Here is a 20,251-nt window from a genome sequence, read left to right as displayed (position 1 = left end):
GAAGAATAAGACGAAAGCAATAGAATGATCCCGGCTACAGCGCAAGCTGGCGAAAACAAGATGCCATGCTGGCACTTATTCTCAGGCACTTTCATGGTAATAGTAGCCGTAGTATTCCCCGCCAGAAAATGTCCTGGTCTTGTTGTAGATCAGGTTTACGACGTCACACGACTCAATTTGCCGCAGCGTTTCCTTGACGGCCTGCTGAGACGTCGTTTCCGCCTCAACCACCAGGACAATCTGCCCCATCTGGGTTGCCAGTACACGTGCCTCGCTTGTCAGCAACAAGGGGGGAGAATCAAAAATAACGACGCGATCAGCATAACGTTCTGCAAGCTCCTTCAATAATTCACCCATATTCCGGCTTGCTAGAAGTTCTGTGGAGTGTGAATGCCGCCTCCCTGCGGTAAGGAGCGTGAGTTTCTCAATATCGGTCTTGATCAGAACATCCGACAGGCTGAGATTTTCATCCACAAGAATATCCAGCAAGCCTCTTTCTGTCCCCACACCCAGGATTTTTGGTATCGAGGGTCGCGCAACATCCGCGTCAACCAGCAAAACCGTACGGTCCATCTCCATCGCAATGCTCATCGCGAGGTTGACGGTACAAAAACTTTTTCCTTCGCCAGCGAGTGCGCTGGTAACCATGATGAGATTGCCGTTCTTGATCATGCCCGGCCCTTTATTGAAGGCATTGGTCAGCAACGGCCGCTTGATCACGCGAAACTGCTCCGCTATTTGCGTTCTCCCCTGATCGGGCGTGACAATTCCGTACTGACGCATTTTGACCAGGTCAAGGTTTACCCGATTTGGTGTGAGAACCGTATTTGACGGAACTTTTTGTTCAACCCCTTTTGTCTCAGTAACATCGCTACTGAGCTTCTGATCAGGATTTACCGAAACCGATGGGGGTACTTGTGCGCTCGCCAGTACCCCTTTTTCCAATTTTCCTACAGCCTTTTCAATTATGCTCACATGCTCTCCCGTTCTGTTCCGAGGTCCCCTGCGCTCTGGTTTTATAGAATCACTGCACCTAACCGGGGAATTGTGACAGGAATGGTGGTTAAAGAGATATTAATTAAATGATTCTGCCACACTGCTGAACTCTGGAATTGATTCAGTCGCCGGCCTGAAGTATTAATGAAAAAAATTGGGCTGGAGCAATACAAACTTCATCAAAATAGATTTCAAGACAACAATCAGAGATATGACGACTTTGCGCGGAACAGGTTTCCGTCATCAAAACTTCCAGCACCGACTCGATGTCTTTCAGAGTACGAATCACGCCATCTTCAGCATAAGGACGCCGTACAAACCTAACAGGGACAGCAGGGATAAGCCGAATGCATAGAGGCGCTTTCTGCGCTTTACCTTTTCCGCATCGGTCCAGATCATCGGAATTGAACCCAGTATCGGCTTGCCCGAAATTTCCCGCAGACTGATCTGGCTGTGGAAGGTAGGTCTAACCTGGCTGATAACGAAGGCTATCCCGATTCCCGCCAACAAAGAACCCAGGAAAACGATGGAGAAGAATTTTCTCCGATCCGGGCCAACGGGCCTGTCAGAAACTGTCGGAGGATCAATGACACGGAACGACACCAGGTCTGTGGTGGAACCCAGATCTCCCGAGATTTTGGCCGATTCGCGCCGCTCGAGAAGTTTTTCGTAGTTTGCCTTGTTTACCTGGTAATCCCGGTTGAGCTGCGTCAGTTCAGCTTCAACCTGCGGCACGGCATTGCTCAAGGACTTGAGGCGCTCGTACCGAGCGTTGTATTCTTCCACCCGGGCATTCATGGATGCCACGTCAGCTTCCGCATCCGCCAGCGCCACATTGAGTTGCTGCAACATCGGACTATAGTTTTTGCCCGGATCCGAGCCAACCCTCGTCAGTTTGGCCTCTTCGATCTTGCGTTCCTCAAGCTGGGCAATGAGCCGTTTCGCTGCAATGATATCTGGGTGCAACTCCGTGTAGTTTAGCCTGAGTGCGTCGAGATTCTTGTTCAAAGCCTGAATTCGGGAATCAAGTTCCACATTGACTATCGATGAAGCCGATCCGCTCTCGCCCTGATCCACGAGGAGAACAGGTTCATCACCCGTGATCTGCCGTTTGATCGCATCTCTCGCCTGCTGCGCCTCGCGCAGCTCCAGCCTGGTTTTATTGAGATCGTCCATCGCCTGCGACAACTGCGAATAGTAGTCATTGCCTTGTTGCGGCATTATTCCAATGTTCTTCTGTTTGAATGCCTTGAGATTATTTTCCCCTGCGATCAGCTTCTCCTCATAAGATTTAATTTGCTCATCAATGAAGCGAATGGCCGATGAAGAATCCTGGCCCTTGTTTCCAAGCCCCCCTTCAACAAAAAGGGTCAGTAAGGATTGGACAATGTCTTTGGCAAGCTCTGGATTCTGATTGTTGTAGGCAATAGTGAAGAGGTTATCCCGTCCCGTAGTCCCCAGTTTGATCTTATCCATGAGCTCCTTCACGAGCCCTTCCTGATCCCTGGTGTCTTTTGCCTTGATATCGAGATCCACCATGCGGATGACTCTCTCCACATTGGGACGGCTGATCAGGGTACGGCTCATGATGGAGATCTGTTGCTGTGTGTCTGGCGAAACCGTCATGCCCTGCAACAACGGCTTCAACACATTTTGCGTATCGACATAAATCCTGGCGGAAGCCTGGTAATCATCAGGGAGTTTATAGACAATGATCCAACCGACGACTGCGACGATCCAGGCTGCCGCCACTGCGACCCAGCGATACTTCCATACCCCTTTCAGATAAACCAGCAGTTGGGTTGTCAGCTCCTCCATATTGTCAAATGGTCCTTAGAAATGCGGTCAATAATGGGGAGGGTAAACGCACTCCCCTTGTCTTGGAATAGTTTCTAACCAGGATTTTCATATCTCTGGCATTATCTCTTGCTGCTTCATGGGAGCTGAAAAATATATGACGTTTATAGAATAGGACGAATGTCTTGTCTCATGGTAACCGATGGAGGAATAAAAATCCGGGTGGAATCAACCGCTATTTCTATCCCTGTTCCTGGAATGATTTTTTTCATTTCAACTTATCGGTAATGAAAACCTTATACCTTATCGAAATGCCGTTACAGGAGGATTAAGTCGTCGCAGTGGAATTTCACAGATCAGAAATAACTTTCCGGTATGACAAGTACATCTCCCTGCTTCATGGGTACGTTGGCCGTCACATCCCCATCCCGGATCAGGTCGTCCAACCGCACGCTGAACTGATGTTGCTTCCCGTCCACGTTACGTACTATCCTGGCGCGATTACCCGCGGCAAAGTCGGTCATGCCGCCTACCGCAATCAGGACATCCATCAGCGTCATTTCCTCCCGATAGGGCAATGCCTGAGGTTCGGCTGCTTCCCCTATCACCCGGATCTGCTCGGCGTATGGGCCTACAAATTCTGTCACTACAACGGTCACGACCGGCTGCTGGATGTACTTCGACAATGCCTCCTCGATATCTCGGGCAAGCTGCGTCGAGGTCTTTCCGCTTGCCGGCAGATCCTCTACCAGGGGGGTGGTAATCTTGCCATCGGGCCGAACCGGCACTGCCATGGAAACTTCAGGGTTACGCCAGACAATGATATCGACATTATCTCCCGGACCGATCAGGTAATCGTGTGCAATGGGTTTCTCATCTGGATTCAGGGATGGATATGTTTTGCAACCACCAAGGGAAAGAAGGGGAAGTACAACAGCAAAACAAGAGAACCATGTCACGGTACGGATACGAAGGGCGTTCACTGAATTTCCTTTTTTGTTGATTAGAAAATGCCTGAGTCGGAGAGGGATTATTGACCTTTAATGTAAAATAAAGATGCTATAAGTCAATACACCTGTCAAGACAGTATTCATGTGCCCGCAAACAGCAATATAACTGTGCATCGTACCGTATTTCAGCAACGCCGGAGCCCTTAAGAAAGCCTGCAATATCGGTGGCCGACGACCCAAACTTCTCGATTCAGCCGTTGCAACATCCCTCGGTTCATCCATACGCCGGAACATGTCGCGTATCCTATCAACTTGATGAGCAGGAGCGAATTGGACTTTAGTACACCCTTACGGCACAGTATGTTAAATTCCGTACAAAACTCAAATTATTTTTTCGGGATCGACGCATCTTCGATAAAAAGCGACAGGGGGCGCTCCTGCTGATGCAACGCCCAGCGTACGTGTTCGCGTATCAGAGACGAAGCGTCATCGAGGCGCGCTCGCAGTGCCTGAATGACAGATTGGGAGAATGGCGCATTCCCCAGGCCGACAGCCAGATTGCGCAGCCATTGCTCATGTCCGATGCGCCGAATCGGACTTCCGGCAAGCCGTGCCTCAAACTCCTCTCTGCTCCATCCGAACAACTCGATCAGAGACGCGCTATCCAGGCCGTTTCGTACGGAAAAATCATCTTCATTGGTAATTGCCGCAAATTTGTTCCAGGGGCAGACGAGCTGGCAATCATCGCAGCCATATACCCGATTACCGATCAAAGGCCGCAAGGGCTCGGGAATACTGCCCTTATGTTCGATAGTAAGATAAGAAATACAACGTCGCGCATCCAGCCGATAGGGCGCTATGATCGCTTGCGTCGGGCAGATATCGATGCACTTCGTGCAACTCCCGCAGTAATTGCCTACAGGGTTGTCCACGGGCAGCGGCAGATCCGTAAACAATTCGCCCAGAAAGAACAGGGATCCCGCGTCACGGGAAAGCAGCAGCGTATGCTTTCCGCGCCAGCCAAGGCCCGATTTTTGCGCCCATTCAACTTCCATTACCGGCGCGCTGTCGCTGAATACACGGTAATTCAGGCGTCCTGTTTCCGCTTCGATTTTTTCCGCAAGTTTTTGCAAGCGTCCGCGCAACACCTTGTGATAATCCCGACCCAGAGCATAGCGCGATATGAACGCGCGAGTGCCATCCTGGATGACCTGCCAGCTGTCCTTTGCAACCGGCGTATAATCCATGCGCACGGAGATCACCCGCAGTGTCCCGGGAACGAGCTCGGCAGGACGAGTACGCCGGGTGCCGTGCCGTGCCATATAATCCATCTCTCCGTGACAACCCTGGTCCAGCCATTCCAACAGCCCTGTCTCCGCCTGCCTCATGTCCGCGCTCGCATCGGCAATGGAAATCTTCTGAAAACCGAGCTTCTTCCCCCATTCCTTGATGGATCTGGCGAGTTGTGGAAGATCGACAGTAGAATCAGGAAGATCTTGCAAAGGTTCCGGGGATAGTTCGGTGTATGGGTCTTTACGCATATTCACATCCTGCCGGACTCTGATATTCACATCATACCGGCTCTGCCGCCATTCATCACCTTGATAGCTCTTCATCAGACCTGCCATCTCGCCGATGAAACCGCTACCCTGGCACTCGGAACTGCAATAGCTCCGGCGTTGCGTCCGGGCCTTGTTGTATTCCTGCAAGGCGAACTGGGAGCAGGCAAAACTACATTTACGCGCGGCATATTACGCGGACTTGGTTATCTTGGAAAAGTGAAAAGTCCCACCTATAATTTGATTGAACTTTATAAAATTTCTAGGTTATACTTGTATCATTTTGATTTCTATCGTTTCAACAACCCAAACGAATGGGAAGAAGCGGGCTTCCGGGACTACTTCAATGCAGACTCGATCTGTCTCGTGGAATGGCCGGAAAAGGCAGACGGACTATTGCCCCAAGCCGATTTGAAATTTATATTCAAGGTCGCAGAAGGGCGTAATGTTGAAATTCAGGCGGACACGGAGGCCGGCAAACTGTGCGTGAAACGATGGCAAATCTCATCGAGGAACAATACGCTGCGTTGAAGGGGTGGCGCCCACAGTCTGCTCCTTCAGTCTCACAACCCTTGAACTCAATCCGTTTCTCCTCTATTCGAAACCGTTTGGCAGCTGGCGCATGCCTGTCAATCACCGCACTCCTGTTATCGTCATCTGCCAGTTCTGTCTGTGCTGAAGAAAAGATACGCATCAGTTCCGCCCGTATCTGGCCATCCGAGGAATACACCCGTCTTACGCTTGAATCCGCTTCCGCCATTCGCTACACCCTCACTACGGTAAAAGATCCGGATCGCGTCGTCGTTGACCTTGAGGATGTCTCACTGACACCGGAACTGAAAAAGCTGATAGACAAGATAGATCCCGCGGACCCCCACATTCACGCCGTGCGCTTCGGCCGCTTCAAACCAGACATATTGCGGCTGGTACTTGACCTGAAAACCGAAGTCGAACCCCAGGCATTTGTCATTCAACCCGTTGGAACCTACGGACATCGACTTGTCCTGGACATCTACCCTGCTATCCCCCCTGATCCGCTGATGGCCTTTCTGAACAACAAGGACAAAGCAGGATACATACTCCGGGACGAGCTAAACATTGGCAGCAATGTCAGTTCAAGGACCGAAATCGAGACTGCCCGGAGCAGTGAAGCGGCAAGAAAAAACAGGCCGGAAATGATTCGTCTCGTCACTGTCGTTATTGATCCCGGGCACGGTGGGGAGGATCCGGGCGCGATAAGCCGGCGCGGTACCAGGGAGAAGAGCATCACTCTGGCCATCGCCAGGAAACTGAAAGAAAAGATAGACAGGGAGCCGAATATGCGCGCGGCCCTCACCCGTGATGGAGATTATTATATTTCACTGTCGCAGCGGCTGGTAAAAGCCCGCAAACTGAATGCAGACTTATTCGTATCGGTGCACGCGGATGCCTTCAACAAACCGCACGCCCGCGGCTCGTCGGTGTTTGCTCTTTCAGAACGGGGCGCCACTTCGGCGGCTGCGGGGTGGCTGGCAAGAAAAGAAAACGAGGCGGACCTGGTCGGCGGCGTCAACCTCAATATCCAAGACCCCATTCTCAAGCAGACTTTGCTGGATTTGTCCCAGACAGCAACGATCAACGACAGCCTCAAACTTGGCAAAGCAGTCCTCTCCAAGATAGGCAACATCAACCATCTGCACAAGGCGGAAGTCGAACAGGCAGGCTTTGCCGTCCTCAAGTCTCCCGACATTCCCTCCATCCTGGTCGAGACGGCATTCATCAGCAACCCGGATGAGGAAAGGAAACTGAGAGACCACCGCTATCAGGACAAGCTGGCCTCCGCTATACTCGCGGGTATCAAACACTACTTCGCCGACAATCCTCCCCTCGCGCGTTCGAGACTGGTTTCCCTCGATTAGCCTCCGCTTTTTCTTTCCAGGGGCCTCCTGCAGCCTCTCCTGCTGCTGCCTGCTCCGCTTCTTGCTTCTGACTCATGATCAGCATTTGATTGTCCAGAATGTGGGTCAGGATGTTAAAGCTGAATGATTGGAAATAAAGGAAAATAAAACGACAATTCCAGAAGCGGCAGCTCATTTAGCAGATCATTTGGGAACGTCTTCTATGGTTCCCAAATGAAACCCGAGTTGCCCGCGACGCCGTTCCTCGAAATAACGGTTCAGCGGTTCGCGTATCACGCGGAATGCGAGTGTGTCCCAGGGAATTTCTGCCTCCTGAAAAAGTTTGACGTCGAGACTCTCGATTCCCGGTTTGAAGTCAAGATCCAGGAGTCGCGCCCGAAACAGCACGTGCACCTGGTTGATATGCGGCAAGCTATAAATCGAATATAGTTCGCCCATCTCCACCCGCGCGTTTGCCTCTTCCCGAGTCTCACGCTCGGCTCCCTGAACCAGCGACTCGGAATTTTCCATGAAGCCGCCGGGCAATGTCCATAAGCCGTGCCGCGGTTCAATGGCGCGCCGGCAGAGCAGTATCTTATCCTCCCATTCCGGAATACAACCTACCACAATCTTCGGGTTCTCGTAGTGAATAATACTGCAAGTGGAACAAACATGACGCGGCAGCGTGTCACCTTCAGGGATACGCAATTGCACACGCATGCCACAGTTACTGCAGTATTTCATCAACGCTGATTTTAGCTAACCTGTTCAGGAAACGTTACTTTCAAAGGACAATTTTGCATCTGAATGAGATAAAGATGCAATCCATTGCAGAATATATCTGCTTCCTTCCGCACCTGCCCGCATTATCCCTACCTCGCATCTTTTCTGAATGGGACGCTATCCTCCAGCGCGTGGATGTAGCGATCGATGTCCCGCGTTTCCCGCTCCAGGTAGCTTCCTATTGCAGTAGCAAATTCAGGATGAGCCAGCCAATGGGCCGACCAGGTTCGCACCGGCAGAAATCCGCGGGCAAGCTTATGCTCGCCCTGCGCGCCGCCCTCAAATAAAGAGAGGCCATTTACGATGCAGTACTGGATGGCTTGATAATAGCAGGTTTCGAAATGCAGCCCTGGCACGAATTCCCTCGCGCCCCAGTAGCGTCCGTACAACGTGTGCGAGTTATGGATATTGAAAGCAACGCCGATCGGCTGCCCGCTCCGCAACGCCAGAATCAACAGGATGTTTTCCGGCATGCTTTTGCCGAGCCGGATGAAGAATTCCAGATTCAGGTAGGGTCTGGAGTGGTGCTCACGGTATGTATTGTTGTAGCAATCGATAAAGAAGTTCCAGCGCTCCTCGTCCATATCGTTTCCTGACAGCCATTCGAAGTGGATACCCAGGTCCTGTACCTTGCGCCGTTCCTGCCGGATCTTCTTGCGTTTGCTGTAACTCATTCCTTCCAGAAAATCCTCGAAATTTTCATAACCTCCTCCCGGCCGGTTCTTCCAGTGAAACTGGACGCCACATCGCAATATCATCCCCGCTCTCTCCATTTCCCGTGCCTCATGCTCCAGGGGAAACAGGCAATGTAACGATGACACCTCTGCTCCGGCATTTCCGTTTCGCGCCATCGCAAGAGCGGCTGAAACGAGCAATGCGCGCTGTTCGGGAGCTTGGGCAAGCAGCCGCTTTCCGGTGACGGGACTGAACGGTATGGCGCTCAGGAGCTTGGGGTAATAGTCATGACCGGTGCGTTCATAAGCGTTTGCCCACGCCCAGTCGAACACATACTCTCCATAGGAATGGTTCTTGAGATACAGTGGCATCACACCCTGCAAAATGCCTCCCTCCCAGAGAGTAATGAACCGGGGTGACCATCCCGTTCTTCTTGAAGCGCATCCAGCTTCGTGCAACGCGGAAAAAAATTCATGCCGCAGGAACGGGTCGTCGCCCGCCAGCGCATTCCACGCGGGAGCAGATATATGCTCGGGAGAATCCGTTACTTTTATTTCCAATTTGCCAATTCCGGGCCGCTTTTCCCGCGTGGGACACGTGCCCGGAGTTCGTTCTGGTATCATGTAAGCATAAAGACAGAATAGCTCAATCGACCGTCCAAATGAAGCTCGCCATTGCTCAGATCAATTGTACAGTCGGCGACCTTGGCGGCAATACCCGAAAGATCCTCGATTATGCCAATCAGGCAAAAAACGCAGGAGCCAGACTAGTCGTAACCCCTGAACTCGCCTTGTCCGGATACCCCCCCGAGGACCTGCTATTGCGCGACGGATTCCGGCATGCATGCCAGAAGGCGCTTACAGAGTTAGCTGGCCAGATAAGCGATATCACCGTTGTAGTCGGACATCCCCATCTCGCCGCGGATAAACTGTACAACGCTGCATCGGTAATATGCAACGGTAAAATCATCGCTACATACCTGAAGAATCTTTTGCCCAACGATACCGTGTTCGATGAGCGACGTTACTTCGAACCGGGCTTCCGACCCTGCGTGTTCGAGCTGGATGGAATCAGATTCGGCATCAACATTTGCCAGGACATCTGGCAGGAAGGTTCAGCTACACGTGCAAGAGAAGCCGGTGCAGAAGTGCTGCTGGTGCTGAATGCTTCTCCTTATCACATGAACAAACAGGCATTGCGCTACGATCTGGTCCGGAAGCGCATCGATGAAACGGGACTCTCGATTGTATATGCCAATCTTATCGGGGGCCAGGATGAACTGATATTCGATGGTGCATCTTTCGCCATGAACGCCAGAGGCGACGTGACTCATCAGTTCGATGCGCTCGTGGAAACACTCGGGGTGCTCGAATTGAAGGAAGCCGCGCCCGTAACAACAGAAATCGCACCGCTTGAAAGTCTGGAAGCGAACGTTTATAAAGCGCTTTGTCTCGGAGTAAAGGACTACACAGGAAAAAACCGCATTCCTGGCGTATTGCTGGGGCTATCAGGCGGCGTGGATTCGGCGCTCACCATGACGATTGCGGTGGACGCACTGGGTGCGGACAAAGTAAAAGCAGTGATGATGCCCTCACAGTTCACCGCCGACATAAGCTTGCTGGACGCCCGCGCTATGGCGCAAACATTGGGGGTGCCCTATACCGAGTTTCCCATCGAACCGGTATTTGGAGAATTCAAGGATACGCTTGCCAGAGAGTTTGCCGCATTGCCCCCTTCTGGCGTCCCGGACCTTACCGAGGAAAATCTGCAAGCCCGGATACGCGGAACTTTGCTGATGGCGCTATCCAATAAATCCGGCTTCATCGTACTCATCACGGGCAATAAATCCGAAACGGCGGTGGGCTACTCCACTCTATACGGGGATATGGCAGGTGGTTTTGCCGTCTTGAAAGATGTCACCAAAACGATGGTATACAGGTTATGCCAGTACCGTAACAGGTCTGGAAAAGTGATTCCGGACCGCGTTCTCAGCCGCGCACCTTCAGCGGAATTGCGTCCAGATCAGACTGACCAGGATAGCCTTCCGCCTTATGCAATTCTGGATGCTATTCTGGAAGAATACGTGGAACATGATACAGCGCTTGAGGAAATTCTACGCATGGGCTATGACGAAAGGGATGTGCGTCGCGTCGTACATCTGATCCGGCAGAATGAATACAAGCGGCGGCAGTCTCCGCCTGGCATTCGCGTGACCTCCCGCGGATTCGGCAAGGACTGGCGTTATCCTATAACAGCGCGGTATCAAGACCAGTTTTAGGAACGATCTAGAAGAAGTGCGCAAAAGGCAGGTCACCGGATTAAAATGGCGGTATGCGGCGGCCACCGGGGAAGCCGCGAAGAAAAGGCCTCTTATGATGGCTTTATGATCAACATGATGAGTAAAAGGAACGCTTCATGAAAAAAATCGAGGCTATCATCAAACCTTTCAAACTGGACGAGGTATGCGAAGCGCTCAATGAAATCGGGATAAGCGGACTGACAGTTACCGAAGTGAAAGGATTTGGAAGGCAAAAAGGCCATACCGAGCTATACCGGGGTGCGGAATATGTAGTGGATTTTCTGCCCAAAATAAAGATCGAAATTGTAGTGCTCGCGAAACAGGTTGACAGTGTTATTGAGACCATTATCAGTAGCGCGCGCACCGGAAAAATCGGCGATGGCAAGATTTTTGTCACCGATATCGAACAAGTCGTAAGAATACGCACGGGCGAAACGGACGAAACCGCCGTCTAGACCAATCTCTGCTCATGATGGTTCGCTTGAAGATCGAGAGTGGCCCGCTGGTTCAGCGAACCGGGAAGGCAAACGGCTGTATTCTGTACTCAGCAGGAGAGAAATCGGTGGTCACATAACTGAAGCCAGCATAGGCCAGTTCCATTCATCCAGAGGATTGAATCCACCCTTGCACTCTCCCTGATTCCTACTCCCGCCCGATCCTGCTCCTTCCATTGCGTCCCGGGATACCTCGCCCTCGCCCTTGTCACGTGGAACTTCACGCGAGAAGCGATATCTTATCGACCATGAAATTGCGCCACATAATGTTTTTTTTGCCGGCACTATTCACGGTGAATGTCCATGCCGAAGGTCTGCCTGACCTTGGCGATGTATCTCAAGCATCCATATCTCCAAGAGAAGAACGGGAGCTCGGGCTGAAAATAATGTCCGAGATCCGTTCGGACCCCAGCTACTTGAACGACGCGGAAATTGACGGCTACCTCACCCATCTCGGCAGTCGTCTGATTTCCGGCTCCCGTGAGGCGCGTCCCGAGCAGGAGTTCGAGTTTTTTGCCCTCCAGGATCCGGCTCTCAATGCATTTGCATTACCGGGAGGTTTCATGGGATTCAATAGCGGCCTGATTCTCGCAGCGCAGTCGGAGTCCGAATTGGCAGGGGTGATGGCGCACGAAATCGCGCATGTCACGCAGAAGCACCTGGCGCGCATGATCGCCGGGCAAAAGTACAGCATGCTGACTTCCCTCGCCTCGATGGCGATAGCTATCCTCGCTTCTCGCGCCAATCCCCAGGCGGGTCAGGCTATTCTCGTGGCCTCGCAGGCAGGCCAGATTCAGAAACAATTGAACTTCACCCGGGAACATGAAAAAGAGGCGGACAGAATCGGCCTGAGTATATTGACCGGGGCAGGACTTGATCCACGGGGTATGGCCGATTTTTTCGAGCGCATGCAGAGGGCAACCCGCTTTCTTGAAAACGGCGCTCCTTCATATCTGCGCACTCATCCCGTTACATTCGAACGCATCGCTGATATCGAAGGCCGCACGCATGGCTTGCCCTACCGGCAGGTACCGGACAGCCTGGATTTCCAGTTGGTGAGGGCCAAGTTGCGGGCATCCATAGAAAAACCCGCCGACGCAGTGAAGTATTTCGAATCGATTTTGCGTGAAAAACGATACACCAATGAGACGGTGGAACGGTACGGACTCGTAACAGCCCTGCTGCGGAGCAGGGAGTACGAGCGCGCGGACAAGGAACTGGGGCGCCTGTATGACAGCTTGCAGCCCGAGGGCGCTGGGGAGGCGCTCCAGGATCATCAACTCGGGACCTCCATTCGGATTCAACGCAGAATGGCCCCCTCCAGTCCCATGATAGAAACCCTGGCAGCCCGTGTCAAACTCGCAGCCGGGCAGACTACCGAAGCGCTGGATATCTATCAAGCCGCACTATCGATATTCCCGCAGCACCGCGCATTAATCTACGATTACACCGAGGCGCTCCTGAGCAAAGACAGCGCTCAGGAAGCACTCGACTTCATCGACCGGCAACTGCAACTCGCCCCCAATGACGTGCGCCTCTATAGATTGCAGGCGCAAAGCCATGAAGCGCTGGGGAATATCCTGCTGCAACATCAGGCGCTGGCGGAAGTTTATTCACGCCAGGGTAATTATCCTGCAGCAATCGAGCAGTTGCAGATCGCGCTTAAAACAGATGATGGCGACTTCTACCAGATGTCGAGCGTGGAAGCACGTCTCAGGGAATTGCGTGAACTGGCCGCCAGCGAGTCCAAAAAAAAATAGAACTCGCCAGGTTCGATTCTACTGGCCGGAAATAGATATCCGCCCGCCCTTGCCTGCCGCTGCCTGCCTGCCTGCCTTTAGAGGATGCACTGGCAGTTTAGGGGATGCTCCTGCAGAAAGGAATTCGCGGATAGCCAAACCTCCGCTCCCTTGATAAAATCGAATTCTTCCCACGCATAATCCATGGATCATCATCAAACTCAGGAACAACCATGACAAGACATTTTGGCCCAACTAAAAACATTGGCACCTTCTATCCACCGCAACGCATTCTGATGGGTCCGGGACCTTCCGACACACATCCCCGGGTTCTCGCGGCAATGGCCCGTCCCACGCTGGGCCATCTTGACCCGGTATTCACGGACATGATGGAAGAGTTGAAAAGCTTGCTGCGATATGCCTTTCAGACTTCCAATCTCCTGACCTTCCCGGTTTCAGGCCCGGGCTCGGTCGGCATGGAAATGTGCTTCGTCAATATGGTGAGCCCTGGCGACAAGGTGATCGTATGCCGCAATGGGGTGTTTGGGGGACGCATGATCGAGAACGTTCAGCGTTGCGGAGGCATCGCCGTAGTGGTAGAAGACAAGTGGGGCGCCCCGGTCGATCCACAGAAGGTGGAAGATGCCTTGAAGCAGAATCCGGATGCAAAGATTGTCGCTTTCGTTCACGCGGAGACCTCCACCGGGGCTCTGTCGGATGCCAGAACACTTTGCGAAATCGCCCATCGCCATAATTGCCTCACTATCGTCGACACGGTCACCTCCCTTGGCGGCTCTCCGGTAAAGGTGGACGAGTGGAAGATTGATGCCATCTACTCCGGGAGCCAGAAATGTCTGTCATGCCCCCCCGGCCTGTCTCCCATCAGTTTCTCGGAACGCGTGGTTGATCTCGTCAAAAGCCGCAAAACCAAGGTGCAAAGCTGGTTCATGGACCTGAACCTCCTGTTCGGCTACTGGGGAAGCACGCGCACTTACCACCATACCGCCCCTACCAATGCGCTCTATGCCTTGCACGAATCACTGCTGATGTTGTATGAGGAAGGGCTGGAGCATTCCTGGGCCCGTCATCAGCGTAACCATGAAGCACTCAAGGCAGGGTTTGAAACACTCGGGATGGAATATCTCGTGGAGGAAAACTCTCGTCTGCCGCAGCTTAATTCGGTCCACGTGCCGCCCGGAATCGATGAGAAAGAGGTGCGCCGCAGATTGCTCGTTGACTACAGTCTCGAAATCGGCGCGGGCCTCGGCGATTTTGCAGGCAAGATCTGGCGTTTCGGCCTCATGGGCTATTCAAGCCGGATGGAAAACGTCATGCTGTGCCTGGGTGCTTTGGAAGCGGTATTGTCCGATATGGGTATGAAAATCGAACACGGAGCAGCGGAAGCAGCAGCACATCAGGCTTATGCCGCTCATCCGTTGCCGGTGGAAAGTAAAAAGACCGCCAAGGCAGCGTGATTGCAGGATAGGTGGAGCGAAGCGCGGCCCATCCCGGATTGAGGATGGGACCGCGCCAGATTTCCATCAATGCTACTACCAATTTACTCCATTTCCAGATCAGTCCCTACTTGATCGCCATTTTCGCTCCCACCATCACTGTGCTCTCCACACCGCCTTCGTTGCTCGCTCATCAGCTTCTCGTGATCATTCGATCTGAAAATGGGGTGAACTACAGCCCCAGTCGCTGCCACACAGTCGTCGTTAGTCCTGCCGAGTTCAACGTGTAGAAGTGCAATCCGGGTGCGCCTGCATTCAGCAGTCGAGCGCACAGATCGGTAACGACATCCAGGCCGAAGGCGCGTATGGAAGCAGAATCATCTCCATAACCTTCCAGCCGCTTTCTGATCCACCGCGGTATTTCCGCCCCACAGGTATCTGAGAATCTGGCAAGCTGGGAAAATTTATTGATCGGCATGATGCCGGGAACCACCGGAATATTGATGCCCATCGCCTCACACGAATCGACAAAGTCAAAGTAGGCGTCCGCATTGTAGAAATACTGGGTAATGGCCGAGTCTGCGCCGGCTTCGATCTTGCGCTTGAAATTCCTCAAGTCTTCCTGAGCATTTCTGGCTTGTGGATGGTACTCCGGGTAGGATGCTACATCGATATGAAAGGCGTTGCCGTACTCGCGGCGAATAAAGGCTACCAGTTCGTTGGCATAGCGGAATTCTCCTCCTTGCGCCATTCCCGAAGGCAGATCCCCCCGCAGCGCAATCAGATGGCGAATACCGCTGCTGCGGTATTGCTCCAGCATGGCGCGGATATTTTCCCGGGTTGCACCAATACAGGAAAGATGGGGTGCAGCGACCAAGCCTTCTGCCTGAATTTCGAGCACGGTTTCCAGGGTACGATCGCGTGTCGATCCTCCCGCGCCGAAGGTTACCGAGAAGAATTTCGGCTTGAGTTGCGCAAGTTGCTTGCGCGTAGCGCGCAGCTTCTCTATTCCTTCCGCAGTCTGCGGCGGAAAAAATTCGAAGCTGAATGTGGGAATAAATTTTTTCTGTGATTCCATGGCGAAGCGGAAAAGCGCAGGGAGGGTAAAAAGGCGGTGATCTAACCACCTTTTTCCTTCACCGCGCTAAAATCCAAACCTGAAAAAAATCAATAACGGTACATTGCCGGCTTGTAGGGTCCGTCAATGTCCATATTCAGGTAGCTCGCCTGTTCCTCCGTCAGTCTCGTGAGTTTGGCGCCCAGCTTTTTGATGTGTAATCGCGCTACTTTTTCATCCAGATGCTTGGGTAACACGTAGACGTTTTTCTGGTAACTGGCGCCATTCTGCCAAAGTTCCATTTGTGCCAGAACCTGGTTGGTGAATGAAGTCGACATGACAAAGGAAGGGTGTCCTGTTGCACAGCCAAGATTCACCAGTCGTCCCTTTGCCAGCACAATGATGCGGCGGCCGGTAGGAAAAATGACGTGATCGACCTGCGGCTTGATATTCTCCCATGGGTACTTCTGAACCGAGGCAATATCGATTTCAGAATCGAAATGGCCGATATTACATACGATTGCCTGGTCTTTCATTCGCACCATATGATCATGGGTAATGACGCGCAGATTGCCGGTGGCAGTCACGAAAATGTCCGCCTGATCGCAGGCTTCATCCAGGGTGACGACGCGATAACCTTCCATTGCCGCTTGCAGTGCGCAAATGGGGTCGATTTCCGTTATCCATACGGTGGCTCCAAGACCGCGCAGGGATTGCGCACAGCCTTTGCCGACATCACCGTAACCACACACTATCGCGATCTTTCCGGCAATCATGACATCGGTCGCCCGCTTGATCCCGTCCACCAGGGACTCCCGGCAACCGTACAGATTGTCGAATTTGGATTTGGTGACGGAATCATTCACGTTGAATGCCGGAAACGGCAGTTCGCCTTTCTTTTGCATTTCATACAGACGGTGGACGCCGGTAGTGGTTTCCTCCGTCACACCCCTGATATTGGCGCGCCGGGTGGAATACCAGTTCGGGCTGACGCTCAGGCGTTTGCGAATGGCGGCAAACAAGGCCTGCTCTTCTTCATTGGCTGGACTGGCGATGACAGATGGATCTTGTTCCGCCCTGCTGCCAAGGAGGATGAGCAAGGTGGCGTCGCCGCCATCGTCCAGAATCATATTGGGACTGCCATCACCTTGTGAGGTATCCCCTCGCCATTCAAAAATACGATGGGTATATTCCCAATACTCATCCAGAGATTCGCCCTTATGGGCAAATACGGGAATGCCTTCCGCTGCAATGGCGGCCGCGGCATGGTCCTGAGTCGAGAAAATGTTGCACGAAGCCCATCGTACTTGAGCGCCTAGCTTGGTAAGCGTTTCGATCAGTACCGCAGTCTGAATGGTCATGTGCAGAGAACCGGCAATGCGTGCCCCTGCAAGAGGCCTGGCACCGGCATGCTCTTCCCGTAGCGCCATCAGACCTGGCATCTCCGTCTCGGCAATGGCGATTTCCTTGCGCCCCCATTCCGCCAGGGACATATCGGCAACTTTATAGTCGGTGAAGCCGGCGGACGCAGAAGCAGGACTGAGCACAGCGTTCATAAGATTTTCTCCTGAAAATGAACGAGCGCCGTTGTAGCGATCCTTCCCTGCCGAGCCTCGCGGGACAATGCCCGTTGCAGCGCTCCTCGGTCTGGAAGGGTTGGTGATGTAATCTTAAGCCTGAAGACTGACCGGTTCGGTTTCCGCGGATTCGATTCCTGCTTCCTCGCGCAACTGTGCAGCCTTATCCGTGGATTCCCAGGTGAATTCCGGTTCATCCCGGCCAAAATGGCCATAGGCGGCGGTCTTTTCGTAGATGGGACGCAGCAGATCGAGGCCGTGGATGATGCCACGCGGACGCAGATCGAAGTGCCGCTCAATCAGTTCGACGATTTTATCGTCGGGAATTTTTCCGGTTCCATAAGTGTCGACCATCAGCGAAACGGGTCGCGCAACCCCGATCGCATAAGCCATCTGTACCTCGCATCTGCTGGCGATGCCGGCCGCGACAAGATTCTTTGCCACATATCGTCCGGCATAAGCAGCGGAACGGTCCACTTTGGACGGATCCTTGCCGGAGAAGGCGCCACCGCCATGGTGCGCGGTCCCCCCATAGCTGTCCACGATAATCTTCCGACCGGTCAGTCCGCAATCTCCCATCGGTCCGCCCACCACGAAACGTCCTGTCGGGTTGATCAGGTACCGGGTTTCGCCATTCAGCATTTTTTTTGGAAGCACGGGCTTGATGACTTCCTCAATAATGGCTTCACTCAAATCCGTGTGACTGATATCCGGGTGATGCTGCGTGGAAATGACAACGGTCTCGATTCGCTGCGGCGTGCCATTCAGGTAACGTACTGAAACCTGTGACTTTGCATCCGGACGCAGCCACGGGAGGCGTCCATCTTTTCGCAGTTCCGCCTGGCGCTCCATCAGTCGGTGGGCATAGTAGATCGGCATGGGCATCAATTGCGGCGTCTCATCGCAGGCATAGCCGAACATGAGACCCTGGTCACCCGCCCCCTGGTCCATTTCCTCTTCCTTGGTGCGGTTGACCCCGCGCGCGATATCGGGGGATTGTTTGTTGAAAGCAGTCAGCACTGCGCAGGTATTATAGTCAAAGCCGATATCGGAACTGTTGTAACCGATGCGCTTGACCGCCGCGCGCGCGACTTGCATGTAGTCTACATTGGCCTGGGTAGTGATTTCGCCCGACATGACGATCAGACCGGTACTGCATAGTGTTTCGCAGGCTACCCGCGCATTGGGATCCTGAGCCAGGATTGCATCGAGGATGGAATCGGAAATTTGGTCGGCCACCTTATCGGGATGACCTTCAGACACGGATTCGGAGGTAAAAAGATATTCGCTCATTTTGTCCAGCCGCTTAATCGTAAAAGGTCTGTAGAATACCAAATTACGCGCTTATTAAGAAGATAAGAAGATGGATAATACAATACGGCCTGGCATGCCGATGTTTCCATACCTCGTGCTGTAATTCCTGTTCTTGCAACTCTCGATGAATGAAACTCAAGTTCACCAAAATGCATGGCCTCGGCAACGATTTCGTTGTCATTGACGCGATGAATCAGCAGATTTCGCTCTCACCGGAACAATTGCGGCGACTTGCCGACCGCCACCTGGGAATAGGCTGCGACCAGATTCTGCTGATCGAAAAGGCGGAAGGCGATGCTGATTTCCGCTATCGCATTTTTAATGCCGACGGGGGAGAAGTGGAACAATGCGGCAATGGGGCGCGCTGCTTCGTTCGCTACGTGCATGACCATGGTATGACAGGCAAGAAGGAAGTACGGATTGAGACGCTAAGCGGGGTGGTTATTCCGAAGCTTGAAGCGGACGGGGAAGTAACGGTCAACATGGGTGTGCCGAAATTTGAGCCGCGCGAGATTCCTTTTATCGCCGAACAGCGAGCGCCCACTTACCCACTCCGTCTGGATGACAAACAGGTGGAAATCAGCGCTGTGTCGATGGGCAATCCTCACGCCGTCCAGGTAATATCGGACCTGGATGACGCGCCGGTCTTGACGGAGGGTCCACTTATCGAAAAGCATTCACGTTTTCCTCAGCGAGTAAATGCCGGATATATGCAAGTTATCGATCCTCATCATATCCGGCTGAGAGTCTACGAGCGGGGCGCGGGTGAAACCCTGGCTTGCGGCACGGGTGCCTGTGCGGCGGCGGTTGCGGGAATTCAGCGGGGGCTGCTCGAATCGCCCGTCAGGGTAAGCTTTTCCACTGGAGATCTGTTCATACGATGGGAAGGGGGAAATCAACCCGTCTGGATGACCGGTCCTGCCGTCGCCGTTTTTGACGGGCAAATCGAGTTGCAGTTTTAAAAAACAGAAAAGACATGAAATCAAGTTTCGAAGAGATAGCAGAGTATCTGCGTGCGCATCCGGAGTTCTTTGAAGCATATGCCAGCATGCTGGCAGACATTCAGGTGCCTAATCCCCATGACGGGAGGGCGATTTCCTTGAGCGAGCGTCAAATCCTGGCATTGCGGGGTAAAAACCAGATTTTGCGGGATAAGCTGGAGGAATTGATCCTGTTCGGCAAGGAGAATGACGCTATTGCGGAAAAAATGCACCAATTGGCAGTCTCGCTCCTCACCTTCAGACGTTTGCCCGATCTTCTGGATGGGCTCGCTTTTGCGCTGCGTGAAAACTTCTCGGTGCCTCACAGCGCGCTTCGTATCTGGAATATTGGTGTTGACGAACCCCTGCCACCGGAATTTGTACCCGTCAGCAGCGAGATTCATGCGATGGCGGAAAATTTGCTGCACCCTTATTGCGGCCCTCATGTTCCGGATGAGATCAGAAGCTGGTTCGGCGAACAGGCCGAGCATTTGCGTTCATTTGCGATGACAGCATTGCATGGAGATCAAACCATCGGCTTACTGGTAATGGGCAGTGAAGAGCCGCAACGGTTCTATCCGGAAATGGGAACAGTTTACCTCGCACGGCTCGGTGAACTTGCCAGCGCGTCATTGAGACGTTTTCGCACCGCCTGAGAAATGGGAAAAAGGCGACACCCGGAATTCTTAACCGGTCTGAA

The 20,251-nt window shown here is 52.9% G+C and carries 17 protein-coding genes and 1 riboswitch; of the genes, 8 read left to right on the top strand and 9 right to left on the bottom strand.

The genetic code is table 11. The annotated features are described in order from the left end of the window. Positions 1 to 81 precede the first annotated feature (81 nt). The 4 genes from ACZ5BW_RS01495 to queG all read right to left on the bottom strand — a co-directional run bounded on the left by ACZ5BW_RS01495 (position 82) and on the right by queG (position 5,284). Complete coding sequence (locus ACZ5BW_RS01495; RefSeq protein ID WP_464541835.1) at positions 82 to 975, bottom strand: XrtA-associated tyrosine autokinase; 894 nt, start codon at positions 973 to 975, stop codon at positions 82 to 84. A 306-nt stretch (positions 976 to 1,281) separates the two neighbouring features. Next, on the bottom strand, positions 1,282 to 2,814 hold the full coding sequence (locus tag ACZ5BW_RS01490) for an XrtA system polysaccharide chain length determinant (RefSeq protein ID WP_464541833.1): 1,533 nt from the start codon (positions 2,812 to 2,814) through the stop codon (positions 1,282 to 1,284). A gap of 335 nt (positions 2,815 to 3,149) precedes the next feature. Beyond that, positions 3,150 to 3,776 carry an XrtA/PEP-CTERM system exopolysaccharide export protein gene (locus tag ACZ5BW_RS01485; RefSeq protein ID WP_464541831.1) on the bottom strand — a complete coding sequence of 209 codons (627 nt, stop codon included), beginning with the start codon at positions 3,774 to 3,776 and terminating at the stop codon, positions 3,150 to 3,152. Between the two features lie 353 nt (positions 3,777 to 4,129). Next, positions 4,130 to 5,284, bottom strand: a complete 1,155-nt coding sequence (gene queG, locus ACZ5BW_RS01480; RefSeq protein WP_464543745.1) for a tRNA epoxyqueuosine(34) reductase QueG — start codon at positions 5,282 to 5,284, stop codon at positions 4,130 to 4,132. 60 nt (positions 5,285 to 5,344) lie between these two features. Here queG and tsaE point away from each other — a divergent pair, with 60 nt between their 5' ends. Together tsaE and ACZ5BW_RS01470 are read left to right on the top strand one after the other, a co-directional pair. Further along, positions 5,345 to 5,833, top strand: coding sequence for a tRNA (adenosine(37)-N6)-threonylcarbamoyltransferase complex ATPase subunit type 1 TsaE (tsaE, locus tag ACZ5BW_RS01475; protein ID WP_464541829.1), 489 nt, complete (start codon positions 5,345 to 5,347; stop codon positions 5,831 to 5,833). 77 nt (positions 5,834 to 5,910) lie between these two features. Beyond that, positions 5,911 to 7,200, top strand: a complete 1,290-nt coding sequence (locus ACZ5BW_RS01470) for an N-acetylmuramoyl-L-alanine amidase (RefSeq protein ID WP_464541827.1) — start codon at positions 5,911 to 5,913, stop codon at positions 7,198 to 7,200. Between the two features lie 183 nt (positions 7,201 to 7,383). Here the strand turns inward: ACZ5BW_RS01470 and ACZ5BW_RS01465 are convergent, their stop codons facing one another. Both ACZ5BW_RS01465 and ACZ5BW_RS01460 read right to left on the bottom strand, forming a co-directional pair. Further along, positions 7,384 to 7,923, bottom strand: a complete 540-nt coding sequence (locus ACZ5BW_RS01465; RefSeq protein ID WP_464541825.1) for an NUDIX hydrolase — start codon at positions 7,921 to 7,923, stop codon at positions 7,384 to 7,386. A gap of 128 nt (positions 7,924 to 8,051) precedes the next feature. Beyond that, positions 8,052 to 9,197: a GNAT family N-acetyltransferase gene (locus tag ACZ5BW_RS01460; RefSeq protein WP_464541823.1), complete on the bottom strand. Its 1,146-nt coding sequence runs from the start codon at positions 9,195 to 9,197 to the stop codon at positions 8,052 to 8,054. Between the two features lie 101 nt (positions 9,198 to 9,298). Here ACZ5BW_RS01460 and ACZ5BW_RS01455 point away from each other — a divergent pair, with 101 nt between their 5' ends. The 4 genes from ACZ5BW_RS01455 to ACZ5BW_RS01440 all read left to right on the top strand — a co-directional run bounded on the left by ACZ5BW_RS01455 (position 9,299) and on the right by ACZ5BW_RS01440 (position 14,644). After that, positions 9,299 to 10,915, top strand: coding sequence for an NAD+ synthase (locus ACZ5BW_RS01455; RefSeq protein ID WP_464541821.1), 1,617 nt, complete (start codon positions 9,299 to 9,301; stop codon positions 10,913 to 10,915). A gap of 137 nt (positions 10,916 to 11,052) precedes the next feature. Then, the gene (locus ACZ5BW_RS01450; RefSeq protein WP_011381824.1) at positions 11,053 to 11,391 is read left to right on the top strand and encodes a P-II family nitrogen regulator; all 339 of its coding nucleotides are present in this window, start codon (positions 11,053 to 11,055) and stop codon (positions 11,389 to 11,391) included. A gap of 305 nt (positions 11,392 to 11,696) precedes the next feature. Then, on the top strand, positions 11,697 to 13,190 hold the full coding sequence (locus ACZ5BW_RS01445; protein WP_464541818.1) for a M48 family metallopeptidase: 1,494 nt from the start codon (positions 11,697 to 11,699) through the stop codon (positions 13,188 to 13,190). Between the two features lie 212 nt (positions 13,191 to 13,402). Continuing rightward, a complete protein-coding gene (locus ACZ5BW_RS01440) occupies positions 13,403 to 14,644 on the top strand; it encodes a pyridoxal-phosphate-dependent aminotransferase family protein (RefSeq protein WP_464541816.1) in 1,242 nt (413 codons plus the stop codon). Positions 14,645 to 14,855: 211 nt separating this feature from the next. Here the strand turns inward: ACZ5BW_RS01440 and metF are convergent, their stop codons facing one another. The 3 genes from metF to metK form a co-directional block, all read right to left on the bottom strand. Further along, complete coding sequence (gene metF, locus ACZ5BW_RS01435) at positions 14,856 to 15,701, bottom strand: methylenetetrahydrofolate reductase [NAD(P)H] (RefSeq protein ID WP_464541814.1); 846 nt, start codon at positions 15,699 to 15,701, stop codon at positions 14,856 to 14,858. 89 nt (positions 15,702 to 15,790) lie between these two features. Continuing rightward, positions 15,791 to 17,236: an adenosylhomocysteinase gene (ahcY, locus tag ACZ5BW_RS01430; protein ID WP_464541812.1), complete on the bottom strand. Its 1,446-nt coding sequence runs from the start codon at positions 17,234 to 17,236 to the stop codon at positions 15,791 to 15,793. Between the two features lie 16 nt (positions 17,237 to 17,252). Beyond that, a riboswitch (S-adenosyl-L-homocysteine riboswitch) is annotated at positions 17,253 to 17,330 on the bottom strand. A 20-nt stretch (positions 17,331 to 17,350) separates the two neighbouring features. Further along, the gene (gene metK / locus ACZ5BW_RS01425) at positions 17,351 to 18,550 is read right to left on the bottom strand and encodes a methionine adenosyltransferase (RefSeq protein ID WP_464541810.1); all 1,200 of its coding nucleotides are present in this window, start codon (positions 18,548 to 18,550) and stop codon (positions 17,351 to 17,353) included. A gap of 149 nt (positions 18,551 to 18,699) precedes the next feature. Between metK and dapF the strand changes: the two genes are divergently transcribed. After that, positions 18,700 to 19,533, top strand: a complete 834-nt coding sequence (gene dapF, locus ACZ5BW_RS01420; RefSeq protein WP_464541808.1) for a diaminopimelate epimerase — start codon at positions 18,700 to 18,702, stop codon at positions 19,531 to 19,533. Positions 19,534 to 19,547: 14 nt separating this feature from the next. Continuing rightward, positions 19,548 to 20,207, top strand: coding sequence for a DUF484 family protein (locus tag ACZ5BW_RS01415; protein ID WP_133669491.1), 660 nt, complete (start codon positions 19,548 to 19,550; stop codon positions 20,205 to 20,207). The last annotated feature ends 44 nt before the right edge of the window (positions 20,208 to 20,251 follow it).

The sequence above is a fragment of the Nitrosospira sp. TNL300 genome, from assembly GCF_055385915.1.
The sequence above is the reverse complement of the archived record's forward strand: the minus strand, read 5'-3'. Positions and strand labels throughout refer to the sequence as shown.

Bases quoted from the DNA above. Each gene is read 5' to 3' on its own strand.
- metK (WP_464541810.1), bottom strand. From the start codon at position 18,550: ATGAGCGAATATCTTTTTACCTCCGAATCCGTGTCTGAAGGTCATCCC.
- ACZ5BW_RS01415 (WP_133669491.1), top strand. From the start codon at position 19,548: ATGAAATCAAGTTTCGAAGAGATAGCAGAGTATCTGCGTGCGCATCCG.
- ACZ5BW_RS01455 (WP_464541821.1), top strand. From the start codon at position 9,299: ATGAAGCTCGCCATTGCTCAGATCAATTGTACAGTCGGCGACCTTGGC.
- ACZ5BW_RS01465 (WP_464541825.1), bottom strand. From the start codon at position 7,923: ATGAAATACTGCAGTAACTGTGGCATGCGTGTGCAATTGCGTATCCCT.
- ACZ5BW_RS01450 (WP_011381824.1), top strand. From the start codon at position 11,053: ATGAAAAAAATCGAGGCTATCATCAAACCTTTCAAACTGGACGAGGTA.
- ACZ5BW_RS01440 (WP_464541816.1), top strand. From the start codon at position 13,403: ATGACAAGACATTTTGGCCCAACTAAAAACATTGGCACCTTCTATCCA.
- dapF (WP_464541808.1), top strand. From the start codon at position 18,700: ATGAAACTCAAGTTCACCAAAATGCATGGCCTCGGCAACGATTTCGTT.
- ACZ5BW_RS01445 (WP_464541818.1), top strand. From the start codon at position 11,697: ATGTTTTTTTTGCCGGCACTATTCACGGTGAATGTCCATGCCGAAGGT.
- queG (WP_464543745.1), bottom strand. From the start codon at position 5,284: ATGCGTAAAGACCCATACACCGAACTATCCCCGGAACCTTTGCAAGAT.
- ahcY (WP_464541812.1), bottom strand. From the start codon at position 17,236: ATGAACGCTGTGCTCAGTCCTGCTTCTGCGTCCGCCGGCTTCACCGAC.
- ACZ5BW_RS01490 (WP_464541833.1), bottom strand. From the start codon at position 2,814: ATGGAGGAGCTGACAACCCAACTGCTGGTTTATCTGAAAGGGGTATGG.
- metF (WP_464541814.1), bottom strand. From the start codon at position 15,701: ATGGAATCACAGAAAAAATTTATTCCCACATTCAGCTTCGAATTTTTT.